Annotated in this window: 11 protein-coding genes; 10 read left to right on the top strand and 1 reads right to left on the bottom strand. The window is 61.4% G+C overall.

What is annotated here, in order from left to right; translation table 11 throughout:
• The first annotated feature begins 160 nt into the window (after positions 1–160).
• Positions 161–1,402 carry an enterobactin transporter EntS gene (gene entS, locus ACSPHG_RS17645; RefSeq protein WP_435954784.1) on the top strand — a complete coding sequence of 414 codons (1,242 nt, stop codon included), beginning with the start codon at positions 161–163 and terminating at the stop codon, positions 1,400–1,402.
• 95 nt (positions 1,403–1,497) lie between these two features.
• On the opposite strand, the gene fepB is transcribed toward entS, so the two are convergent.
• Positions 1,498–2,442, bottom strand: a complete 945-nt coding sequence (gene fepB / locus ACSPHG_RS17640) for a Fe2+-enterobactin ABC transporter substrate-binding protein (RefSeq protein ID WP_435954783.1) — start codon at positions 2,440–2,442, stop codon at positions 1,498–1,500.
• A 282-nt stretch (positions 2,443–2,724) separates the two neighbouring features.
• Here fepB and entC point away from each other — a divergent pair, with 282 nt between their 5' ends.
• The 9 genes from entC to ivbL all read left to right on the top strand — a co-directional run bounded on the left by entC (position 2,725) and on the right by ivbL (position 11,801).
• Positions 2,725–3,906: an isochorismate synthase EntC gene (gene entC, locus ACSPHG_RS17635; RefSeq protein WP_435954782.1), complete on the top strand. Its 1,182-nt coding sequence runs from the start codon at positions 2,725–2,727 to the stop codon at positions 3,904–3,906.
• Positions 3,907–5,523 (top strand): (2,3-dihydroxybenzoyl)adenylate synthase, encoded by a 1,617-nt coding sequence (locus ACSPHG_RS17630; RefSeq protein ID WP_435954781.1) that lies wholly within the window; start codon positions 3,907–3,909, stop codon positions 5,521–5,523.
• A 14-nt stretch (positions 5,524–5,537) separates the two neighbouring features.
• Positions 5,538–6,398, top strand: coding sequence for an isochorismatase (locus tag ACSPHG_RS17625; protein ID WP_435954780.1), 861 nt, complete (start codon positions 5,538–5,540; stop codon positions 6,396–6,398).
• A complete protein-coding gene (dhbA, locus tag ACSPHG_RS17620) occupies positions 6,395–7,147 on the top strand; it encodes a 2,3-dihydro-2,3-dihydroxybenzoate dehydrogenase (RefSeq protein WP_435954779.1) in 753 nt (250 codons plus the stop codon). The genes ACSPHG_RS17625 and dhbA overlap by 4 nt, the downstream gene beginning before the upstream one ends.
• A 1-nt stretch (position 7,148) precedes the next feature.
• A complete protein-coding gene (locus ACSPHG_RS17615; RefSeq protein ID WP_435954778.1) occupies positions 7,149–7,565 on the top strand; it encodes a hotdog fold thioesterase in 417 nt (138 codons plus the stop codon).
• 548 nt (positions 7,566–8,113) lie between these two features.
• Positions 8,114–10,219, top strand: a complete 2,106-nt coding sequence (gene cstA, locus ACSPHG_RS17610) for a pyruvate/proton symporter CstA (RefSeq protein WP_435954777.1) — start codon at positions 8,114–8,116, stop codon at positions 10,217–10,219.
• A 128-nt stretch (positions 10,220–10,347) separates the two neighbouring features.
• Entirely contained in the window at positions 10,348–10,545 is a 198-nt protein-coding gene (locus tag ACSPHG_RS17605; RefSeq protein WP_271122450.1) for a YbdD/YjiX family protein, read from the top strand.
• Between the two features lie 15 nt (positions 10,546–10,560).
• Positions 10,561–11,583 (top strand): CobW family GTP-binding protein, encoded by a 1,023-nt coding sequence (locus ACSPHG_RS17600; RefSeq protein WP_435954776.1) that lies wholly within the window; start codon positions 10,561–10,563, stop codon positions 11,581–11,583.
• 119 nt (positions 11,584–11,702) lie between these two features.
• Positions 11,703–11,801 (top strand): ilvB operon leader peptide IvbL, encoded by a 99-nt coding sequence (gene ivbL, locus ACSPHG_RS17595; RefSeq protein ID WP_435954775.1) that lies wholly within the window; start codon positions 11,703–11,705, stop codon positions 11,799–11,801.
• The last annotated feature ends 56 nt before the right edge of the window (positions 11,802–11,857 follow it).

Below are 11,857 nucleotides of genomic sequence, written 5' to 3'. Positions count from 1 at the left end.
ATCCGTAGGTCGGGTAAGCGTAGCGCCACCCGACATCGCCAACGTGTGGAATCATTCCACATAAACCGAATGATAGTTATTATCATTATCACTCTTATTTGTTTATGTTAGCATGAGCCGCCTCGCACCCGAAAAGAAAAATTCGCTTTAAGGTCATGTAATGAACCGCAATTCTCTGTTGTTAAATCTCAGCCTGCTCAAGACGCATCCCGCCTTTCGCGCCGTGTTTCTCGCCCGTTTTATCTCGATTGTCTCGCTCGGCCTGCTGGGCGTTGCCGTGCCGGTGCAAATCCAGGCGCTGACCGGCTCTTCGCTCCAGGTTGGGCTTGCGGTGACGCTGACCGGTGCCTCCATGTTTATCGGGCTGATGATGGGCGGGGTGCTGGCCGACAGGCACGAGCGCCGCCGCCTGATTCTGCTGGCGCGCTCGACCTGCGGAATCGGCTTTATCGGCCTGACCATCAACGCCGCGCTGCCCGAACCTTCGCTCGCCGCCATTTATCTGCTCGGCGTGTGGGACGGCTTCTTCGGCGCGATTGGCGTCACCGCGCTGCTGGCCGCCACGCCCGCGCTGGTTGGCCGTGAAAATCTGATGCAGGCCGGTGCCATCACCATGCTAACGGTGCGCCTTGGCTCGGTTATTTCACCAATGATAGGCGGCGGGCTTCTGGCCTCCGGCGGCGTGGTGTGGAACTACGGGCTTGCCTCCGTCGGCACCTTCGTGACCCTGATTCCGCTGCTGAGCCTGCCGCAGCTTCCGCCGCCGCCGCAGGCGCGGGAAAACCCTCTGCTTTCCCTGCTTAACGGGCTGCGTTTCCTGGTGAGCCACCCGATTATCGGCGGCATCGCGCTGGTCGGCGCGCTGCTCACCATGGCGACCGCCGTGCGCGTGCTGTACCCGGCGCTGGCGGGCCACTGGCAGATGAGCGCCGCGCAAATCGGCCTGATGTACGCCGCCGTGCCGCTGGGCGCGGCGATTGGCGCCTTGACCAGCGGCCGCATCGCCCATCACGCCCGTCCCGGCGTAATCATGCTGGCGAGCGGCATCGTATCGTTTATCTGCATCGGGCTGTTTAGCCTGATGCCGTTCTGGGGGCTGGGGCTTGCGTGCCTCGCGCTGTTTGGCTACCTCAGCGCCATCAGCTCGCTGCTGCAATACACGCTGATTCAGACGCTAACCCCGGACGGCATGCTGGGCAGAATCAACGGCCTGTGGACGGCGCAGAACGTCACGGGCGACGCCATTGGCGCAGCGATATTGGGCGGCATGACGGTGGCGATGACGCCGGTTGCGGCGGCAAGTTCGGGCGGGCTGGTGTTGGCGCTTATCGGCGTGGTGCTGGCGCTGGTGCTGGTGCAGCTGCGGCGGTATCAGCAGCCGGAGCCGGTTGAAGCTGTTTAAATTATCGTCGGGTGGCGGCTAACGCCTTACCCGACCTACGACTCCGGATGATTTGTAGGTCGGGCAAGCGCAGCGCCACCCGACATACGGCAACTCTACCTGTCGCCAAAAATCTTCACCATATGCGCCAGAATCTGCGTCGCGCTGTAGTAATCAAGGCGGAAGGTTTCGGTGCCGAGCGGGTAAACGCGCTGATTTTTCACCGCTGGCAGATGCGCCAGCAGCGGGTTGCTTTGCAGCGCGGCGGCGTCCTTCTCGTCGTTGGCGAACAGGAACAGGCTCTCGCCGTTCAGGCCCGCCGCGAGGTTTTCACCGCCAAGCTGCAGGATATCGTGGCGTTTGCCCATGCTCTGGCTGGTGTGGATTGAAGGCGGCACGGCGGCGAGCGTAAAGCCCAGCTGCTCAAGCATTTTTCCCTGCGCCGACTCGCGCGTCCACAGGTTGGCGGAGCGGGACGCCGGGCTGTAAACCAGCGCGGTCACCGGCTGCGGCGGCAGGGTAATGCGTTTTTTGGCTTCGGCAAGCTGCTTGTCAAAGCTGGTGATACGGTCTGCGGCCTGCTTTTCTTGGCCGGTGATGGTGCCGAGCTGCTTGAGGACGTCCTGCCAGCTCTTGTCGTCGTAGTTGATAACCAGCGTCGGGGCGATGGCGGAAAGCTGGTCGTAAAGGGCGAGGGCGGAATCGCCGCCGGTTGCGCTGATAAGAATCAGATCCGGCATTTGCGCGGCCACGGCCTCGGCGCTCGGCTCGCCGATGTACAGGCGCTGAATTTTGCGTTCCTGGGCGATTTTCCCCCACTGGCGCATATAGCCCTGCTCGTCCGCCACGCGGTTACCCGGCGTCGTTGCGCCGCTGGCAACGACCGGCGCATCGATGGCCAGCAGCGAGCCGGTAAGCGTTACGCTTGTGGAAACGATGCGCTGCGGAGCCTGCTCAAGCGTGTGGGTGCCGCGGCTGTCGGTGACCTGGCGCGGCCAGTCGGCGGCGTGGGCAAGGCTGCAAAGACCGAGAAGAAGAAGTGCGGAAAATCTGATTTTCACGGGGTGACATCCTGTTGAAGTTGAACGCTAAAGGTGGATGGCGCTGCGCTTATCCACCCTACAAAATTGTTGAAGTCGGGCGCTTATGGTGGATGGCGCTTACGCTTTTCCACCCTACAAAACCGGTATGGCGTAGGTCGGATAAGCGCAGGCCGCTATCCGACTCGTCAAGTCGCTGCGGCACAAATGTTGACAGCGCGAACGTTTCTCTTTAGGTTACCAGCCCGAAATACAAATGATAATTATTATTAATATCCTTTATCATTTTTTAACGGAGGACGCATGGATACGTTACTGGCAGAGGAAACAGAGAAAAAGCGGCTAACCCATTGTGAGGATAGCTTTTTCTTTATGTCTCCTTATCGGAGTTTCGCCACCAGAGGCTGCTTTGCGCGTCTTGACTGCCCGGCCGTTGATGGTGCAAACATTCACGGCAATTTGCAAACCCAGCTGCGCGATGCCTTTGACCGCGCCAGAAAGCAGGGCATAGAAAAGCCCGTCGTGGTCGGTGCGATCCCGTTCGACCCAAGCCTGCCGTCGGCGCTGTTTATTCCCGAAAGCTGGCAGACGTTTTCCCGCCCGCAGCGCCTGCAGGAAGCGAGCCAGCACAAAGCGGCGACGCAGCCGGGCATTGCCGCCCGCAGAGCTATCCCCGAGCAGGAAAAATTTATGGCGATGGTGGCACACGCCGCGAAAGCCACCAGCCGGCCGGATATCGACAAAGTTGTGCTGTCGCGCCTGATCGACATCGAAACCGACGCGGCCGTGGATATCGACGCGCTGTTAAACCGCCTGATTGCCCAGAACCCCGCCAGCTTTAACTTCCACGTCCCGCTGCCCGACGGCGGCTCGCTGATGGGCGCAAGCCCGGAGCTGCTGCTGCGTAAAAACGGCGACGGCTTCAGCTCGCTGCCGCTGGCGGGTTCCGCCCGTCGCGACAGGCAGGACGCGGCAAAGGACAAAGCGATTGGCGAAGCGCTGATGAACTCCGCCAAAGACCGCCACGAACACGGCCTCGTCACCAGCGCTATGAAGACGGTTCTCCAGCCGCGCAGCCGCTATCTGGCGGTGCCGGACAAGCCGGAGCTGATTACCACACCGACGCTCTGGCACCTCGCCACGCCGATCGACGGCGAAGTGAAAAACGGTAAAGACAGCGCGCTCTCGCTTGCCTGCCTGCTGCACCCAACCCCGGCGCTGAGCGGCTTTCCGCACGACGTCGCACAGCGGCTGATTGCCGAGCTGGAGCCGTTCGACCGCGAGCTGTTCGGCGGCATCGTCGGCTGGTGCGATGATGAAGGCAACGGCGAATGGGTGGTCACCATCCGCTGCGCGCGCGTGGCGGGCAAACGGGTGCGCCTGTTTGCCGGAGCGGGCATCGTTCCCGCGTCGTCACCGGAATCGGAGTGGCGCGAAACCGGCGTAAAACTTTCCACCATGCTTAACGTACTCGGACTGAACTAAATGGCGATTGAATTTACCCGCTGGCCGGAGGATCTGGCCGCACGCTACCGCGAAAAGGGCTACTGGGCCGACCTGCCGCTCACGGACATCCTGACCCGACACGTCAACAACGACGCCATCGCGCTCGTCGAAGGCGAGCGTCATTTTAGCTATCGCGACCTGGAGCAGGCGGCAACGCGCCTCGCTTCGGCGCTGCAGCGCCGCGGCCTGCGCACCGGCGAAACCGCGCTGGTGCAGCTGGGCAACGTGGCCGAACTGTACATCACGCTGTTCGCGCTGCTGAAGATTGGCGTCGCGCCCGTCAACGCGCTTTTCAGCCACCAGCGCACCGAGCTTGAGGCCTACGCGAAGCAGATCGAGCCGGTGGTGCTGATCGCCGACCGCAAGCACGGCCTGTTTGCCCACGACGACTTTCTGGAAAGCCTGTGCCGACAGAACCCTTCGCTGCGCATGGCGGTGCTGCTCAACGAAAACGAGCGCGACCGCTCGCTCACCGCTTTTATCAACGAGCCGGAAGATAACTTCGTCGCCACGCCAAGCGCCGCCGACGAAGTGGCGTTCTTCCAGCTTTCCGGCGGCAGTACCGGCACGCCGAAGCTCATCCCGCGCACCCACAACGACTACTATTACAGCATCCGCCGCAGCGTAGAAATCTGCCGGTTCGATGCAGATACCCGCTTTTTATGCGCAATTCCCGCCGCGCACAACTACGCGTTAAGCTCGCCGGGATCGCTCGGCGCGTTCTACGGCGGCGGACGCGTGGTGCTGGCGAATGACCCGAGCGCCACGCTGTGCTTCCCGCTTATCGAACGCCACCGCATCAACGTAACCGCGCTGGTGCCGCCCGCCGTCAGCCTCTGGCTACAGGCCATCGGGGAGTGGGGCAGCAACGCCTCGCTTGCGTCGTTGACGCTGTTGCAGGTTGGCGGCGCGCGCTTAAGCGAAGCGCTGGCGGCGCGCATTCCGGCGGAGATTGGCTGCCAGCTTCAGCAGGTGTTTGGCATGGCGGAAGGCCTGGTGAACTACACGCGCCTGGACGACGACAACGACCATATCTTCAAAACTCAGGGCACGCCGATGTGCCCGGACGACGAAGTTTGGGTCGCCGACGAGCACGGCAACCCGCTCCCGCGCGGCGAAGTGGGCCGCCTGATGACGCGCGGCCCGTACACCTTCCGCGGCTACTACCGCAGCCCGGAGCACAACGCCCAGGCCTTTGACGCCAACGGTTTTTACGCGTCGGGCGATCTGATTTCCATTGCCGAAGACGGCTACATCACCGTGCAGGGCCGTGAAAAAGATCAGATCAACCGCGGCGGCGAGAAGATCGCCGCCGAAGAGATCGAAAACCTGCTGCTGCGCCATGAAGAGATCGTCCACGCCGCGCTTGTCTCCATGGAAGACAGCCTGCTGGGCGAGAAAAGCTGCGCGTTTATCGTCGGCAGCCGCCCGTTCCGCGCCGTGGAAATTCGCCGCTACCTGCGCGAGCTGGGCATCGCGGATTTCAAACTGCCGGACCGTATCGAAATTGTTGAAAGCCTGCCGCTCACGCCGGTGGGGAAAGTGGACAAAAAACGTTTGCGCCAGCTGATTGCCCAAAAGCAGCTGGCTTCCTGATTGACGGAGAGATTATGGCTATTCCAAAACTGAACGCATACAGCTTACCGACGGCTGCCGACATCCCGGAAAGCAAGGTGCAGTGGGCCTTTGAGCCGGAACGCGCTGCGCTGCTAATTCATGACATGCAGGAATATTTCATCGATTTCTGGGGCGATAACTGCCCGATGATTCAGCAGGTCATCGACAACATTGCCGCCCTGCGCGCGTACTGCAAGGCCAACGGCATCCCGGTTTACTACACCGCGCAGCCGAACAACCAGAGCGACGAAGACCGCGCCCTGCTAAACGACATGTGGGGACCGGGCCTGAACAAACACCCGGAGCGGCAGAAGGTTGTCGCAGCCCTGGCCCCGGACGAGCACGACACCGTGCTGACCAAATGGCGCTACAGCGCGTTCATCCGTTCGCCGCTGGAGCAAAGCCTGAAGGAAACCGGGCGTAACCAGCTGATTATCTGCGGCGTTTACGCGCACATCGGCTGCATGACCACCGCCACCGACGCGTTCATGCGCGACATCAAGCCGTTTATGGTCGCCGACGCGCTGGCGGACTTCAGCCGTGAAGAGCACATGATGGCGCTGAAATACACCGCGGGCCGCTCCGGGCGCGTGGTGATGACCCGCGACCTGCTGCCGGAAGCCGCGCCGCAGAGCAAAGAGCAGCTGCGCGAGCTGGTTTTACCGCTGCTGGACGAGTCCGACATTCCGGAAGACGACGAAAACCTGATTGATTACGGCCTGGATTCGGTGCGCATGATGGCGCTGGCGGCAAAATGGCGCAAAATCCACGCCGATATCGACTTCGTGATGCTGGCGAAAAACCCGACCATCGACGCCTGGTGGGCGCTGCTGTCCAGGGAGCCGCAGGCATGAACATCGATTTTAGCGGTAAGCAGGTCTGGATAACCGGCGCGGGTAAGGGTATTGGCTACCACACCGCGCTGGCGTTTTGCGAGGCGGGGGCGACGGTCGTCGGCTTCGACCTGGCCTTCCCGCTGGAAGATTATCCGTTTACCACCCAAGAGCTGGACGTTGCGGATGCCGACCAGGTGGCGAACGTTGCGAGGCGCCTGCTGGCCGCTGCGCCGAAGCTTGACGTGCTGGTCAACGCGGCGGGCATTCTGCGCATGGGCGCAACCGACGAGCTGGCGCTGAAGGACTGGCAGGACACCTTTGCCGTCAACGTCGGCGGCGCGTTTAATATGTTCCGCGCTACCATGGGGCAGTTTCGCGAGCAGCGCAGCGGGGCGATTGTGACCGTCGCCTCCGACGCCGCGCACGCTCCGCGCACCGGCATGTCCGCCTACGGCGCGTCGAAAGCCGCGTTAAAAAGCCTGGCGACGACCGTTGCCCTTGAGCTGGCCCCGTTCGGCGTGCGCGCCAACATCGTGTCGCCCGGTTCCACCGATACCGACATGCAGCGCACGCTGTGGAAAAGCCCGGACGCCGAGCAGCTGCGCATTAAGGGCTTCCCGGAGCAGTTCAAAACGGGCATCCCGCTGGGCAAAATCGCCCGTCCGCAGGAGATCGCCAGCGCGATCTTGTTCCTCGCCTCGAACCACGCCAGCCACGTCACCCTGCAGGATATCGTGATTGACGGCGGCTCGACGTTGGGAGCCTGACATGAGCATCTGGAAACGCGACGTCGGCCTCGACGAGCTTAACCGCATGGGCGAAAAGACCATGGTGGCGCGGCTTGGCATCACCTTTACGCGCATCGACGACGATAGCCTCGAAGCGGAAATGCCGGTGGATGAACGCACCCATCAGCCGTTCGGCCTGCTGCACGGCGGCGCGTCTGCGGCGCTTGCGGAAACGCTGGGGTCGATGGCGGGCTACCTGACTACGGTAGAAGGGCAGTGCGTGGTGGGCACGGAAATCAGCGCCAGCCACCACCGCGCGGTCGCCTCCGGCACGGTGCGCGGCGTGTGCAAACCGCTGCACCTGAGCAAATCTTCCCAGGTCTGGGAGATCGCCATTTTCGACGCGCGCGGCAAGCGGTGCTGCACGAGCCGGTTAACGACGATGACGTTAGGGTAGCCTTTGTGGTGGATGGCGCTTGCGCTTATCCACCCTACAACTTCACGCTTCGTAGGTCGGATAAGCGCCAGCGCCATCCGACATATCCACCCAAGCCGCATTTCCCCGTAGGTCGGATAAGCGCAGCGCCATCCGACATATCCGCCCAAGCCGCATTTCCCCGTAGGTCGGATAAGCGCAGCGCCATCCGACATATCCGCCCAAGCCGCATTCCCCCGTAGGTCGGATAAGCGCAGCGCCATCCGACGATCTCCACCCAAACCGTATTTCCCCGTAGGTCGGATAAGCGCAGCGCCAGGCGACGATCTCCACCCAAACCGCATTTCCCCGTAGGTCGGATAAGCGCAGCGCCATCCGACATATCCCCTCAAATCCACACCAATCCGTTACCGCATATTTACATGACAAAGTGATCCCGTTAACAAGCTGATGTAAAGACCCGGTCAAACAGCGCTAATCCTCCGTCCCGCAGTTGTTAAATCCAACCGTTTGTTCTAGAAACAAAATGTAACACCTCCTGCTTCTGGCCTGACAAACGGAAAACAACTATGAACAATCCAGGGAAACACCTCATTTGGGCTGTGCTTGCGGTCGTCGGGGCGTTCGCGCTCGGCTACATCGCGCTCAACCGGGGCGAACAGATCAACGCGCTGTGGATCGTGGTGGCATCGGTCTGCGTTTATCTCATCGCCTACCGCTACTACGGCCTGTTTATCGCTAAACGGGTTTTAACCGTCGACGCCACCCGCATGACGCCCGCCGTGCGCCATAACGACGGGCTGGACTACGTGCCGACCGACAAAAAAGTGCTGTTCGGTCACCATTTTGCCGCGATTGCCGGGGCGGGGCCGCTGGTCGGCCCGGTGCTTGCCGCGCAGATGGGCTACCTGCCGGGCATGCTGTGGCTGCTGGCGGGCGTGGTGCTGGCCGGGGCGGTGCAGGACTTTATGGTGCTGTTTGTCTCCACCCGCCGCGACGGGCGTTCGCTCGGCGAGCTGGTGAAAGAGGAGATGGGCAATACGGCGGGCGTTATCGCGCTGATCGCCTGCTTTATGATTATGGTGATTATCCTCGCCGTGCTGGCGATGATCGTGGTGAAAGCGCTGACCCACAGCCCGTGGGGCACCTACACCGTGGCGTTCACCATTCCGCTGGCGCTGTTTATGGGCGTTTACATTCGCTATCTGCGCCCTGGGCGCATCGGCGAAGTATCGATTATCGGCCTGGTGTTCCTGATCTTCGCCATTATTTCCGGCGGCTGGGTGGCGCAGAGCGAAACCTGGGCACCGTACTTTGACTATACCGGCGTTCAGCTGACGTGGATTCTGGTGGGCTACGGCTTTGTGGCCGCCGTGCTGCCGGTCTGGCTGCTGCTGGCACCGCGCGACTACCTCTCAACCTTCCTGAAAATCGGCACCATCATCGGGCTGGCGATCGGCATCCTGATCATGCGCCCAACGCTGCAAATGCCGTCGCTGACCAAGTTTATCGACGGCACCGGGCCGGTGTGGAGCGGCGACCTGTTCCCGTTCCTGTTTATCACCATCGCCTGCGGCGCGGTGTCCGGCTTCCACGCGCTGATCGCCTCCGGCACCACGCCGAAAATGCTGGCTAACGAAAACCAGGCCTGCTTTATCGGCTACGGCGGCATGCTGATGGAGTCGTTTGTGGCAATCATGGCGCTGGTGGCGGCCTGCGTGATTGACCCAGGCGTTTACTTCGCGATGAACAGCCCGATGGCGGTGCTGGCTCCTGCGGGCACCACCGACGTGGTGGCGTCAGCGGCAAGCGTGGTCAGCAGCTGGGGCTTCCAGATCACGCCGGAAACCCTCACCAACATCGCCAACGAGGTGGGCGAGCAGAGCATTATTTCCCGCGCGGGCGGCGCGCCGACGCTGGCGGTGGGCATGGCCTACATCCTCCACGGCGCGCTGGGCGGCCTGATGGACGTCTCGTTCTGGTATCACTTTGCGATCCTGTTCGAAGCGCTGTTTATTCTGACGGCGGTGGACGCGGGCACGCGTGCGGCGCGCTTTATGCTGCAAGACCTGCTGGGCGTTATCTCGCCGGGGCTGAAGAGAACCGACTCGCTGCCCGCCAACCTGCTGGCGACCGCGCTTTGCGTGCTGGCGTGGGGCTACTTCCTGCATCAGGGCGTGGTTGACCCGCTCGGCGGCATCAACACCCTGTGGCCGCTGTTCGGCATCGCCAATCAGATGCTGGCGGGCATGGCGCTGATGCTCTGCGCGGTGGTGCTGTTCAAGATGAAGAAGCAGAAATACGCCTGGGTGGCGCTGCTGCCAACGGCCTGGCTGCTGATTTGTACCCTGACGGCGGGCTGGCAGAAAGCGTTCAGCCCGGATACCAAGGTCGGCTTCCTCGCCATCGCCAACAAGTTCCAGGCGATGATTGACAGCGGCAACATCCCGGCGCAGTACACCCAGTCGCAGCTTGCGCAGCTGGTGTTTAACAACCGTCTGGACGCCGGTCTGACCATCTTCTTCATGGTGGTGGTCGTCGTGCTGGGCCTGTTCTCGATTAAAACGGCGCTGAAGGCGCTGAAGTCAGACAGGCCAACTGCCAACGAAACGCCGTACGAGAAGATGCCGGAGAACTACGAGGATATCGTGGCGCAGGCGAAGAGCGCGCACTAACAGCTTCCCCCTCACCCCAGCGTTCGTAGGGTGGAAAAACGAAGTGCCATCCACCGAAATTGGTGGATGGCGTGTGTCGGATGGCGCTGACGCTTATCCGACCTACGGACCGATAGACCGGAGGATGTATGTTCGACACCCTGGCGAAAGCAGGCAAATATCTCGGCCAGGCTGCCAAACTGATGGTTGGCGTGCCTGATTACGACAACTACGTGCAGCATATGCGGCTGACTCACCCGGAGCAGACGCCGATGAGCTACGAAGAGTTTTTCCGCGAGCGTCAGGACGCGCGCTACGGCGGCAAAGGCGGCGCTCGCTGCTGCTAAAAGTAAGGAAAAGAGATGAATTATGCGGTATCCGTCACGTTATTAACCGGTTTTCTCGGTGCTGGGAAAACCACGCTGCTCAACTATTTCCTCGCCCATAACGGCGGCCAGCCCGTCGCAATCCTGGAAAACGAATTTGGCGCGGTCAACATCGACGGCGCGCTGCTGCGCGGCGGGGAAAACGTCAGCGTCGTCGAGCTGAGCAACGGCTGCGTCTGCTGTAGCGTACGCGGCGAATTTACTGCGGCGCTTGGCGAAATGCTGGATAAACGCGCCGCGGGCGAGCTGAATTTCGAGCGGCTGATCGTCGAAACCACCGGCCTTGCCGACCCGGCTCCTATCGTGCAAACCTTCTTCGTCGACGAAAGCCTGCGCGAGGCGCTGCGCCTCGATGCGGTCATTGCCCTTGCCGACGCGGAGCACATCTCCCGCCAGCTCGACGAGCATCCGGTCGCCGCCTCGCAGATCGGTTTTGCGGATCGCATTCTGCTCACCAAATCCGATCGCGTGGATGACGACACCAAAACCCTGGCGCTGGAAAGAATCCATCGGATCAATAACAAGGCTGAGATCTACGCGATCGAAAACGGCGAGTGCCCGGCGGATCTGTGGCTCGATCTCAACGCCTTTGCGCTGACGGACGGCGTCAGTCTGCCCGGCGGTTTCCACATCATCCGCGCCGAGGGCCAGCAAAACCCGCGCTTTCAGCCGTTCCGCAAAGGGGCGGTTAAGCAGTCGTGGGACGACGCCATTCAGGCGCATGTTTTTGACGCGGGCATGTTGGATTTGAAAAAAATCGGCGCGTTTATGGAAAGCTGCATCGCGCGCTTTGGCAACGACATGCTGCGCTACAAGGGCGTGCTGGCGATTGCCGATAACCCGCAGCGGCTGATCGTGCAGGGCGTGCATAAAGTGGTCGGCTTCGACTACGGTTCGGCCTGGCAGCCGACGGAGCCGCGCGCCTCACGGCTGGTGATCATCGGGCGCTACCTGCCGATTGACGAACTGCGCCGTGAATTTTCTGCAACGGCGATCTGATTGTTGTGATCTTTCGCACGTTTTTTATTCCAGCGGCATAAAACCGTTGTGCGAAACGAAGCAGTGTGTTTGTATGATTTTCACGTTAACTTTACGTTACTCAATTATTCAGGACCCAAATGACTCCTATTACCCGCAACGCTAACCTACTACTTACCGCGCTACCAGCCGCGGTAGTCGTCGTGCGTGTGGTGGTGGTCGTCGGCATAGCGCCGTAGGGTCTGAATCACACTCGATTCCAAACCCCGCCGGCGCAAACCGGGCGGGGTTTCTT

Source organism: Dryocola baronae (assembly GCF_051297175.1).
Taxonomy (GTDB): domain Bacteria; phylum Pseudomonadota; class Gammaproteobacteria; order Enterobacterales; family Enterobacteriaceae; genus Dryocola.
This window is presented reverse-complemented; position numbering and strand designations above follow the sequence as displayed.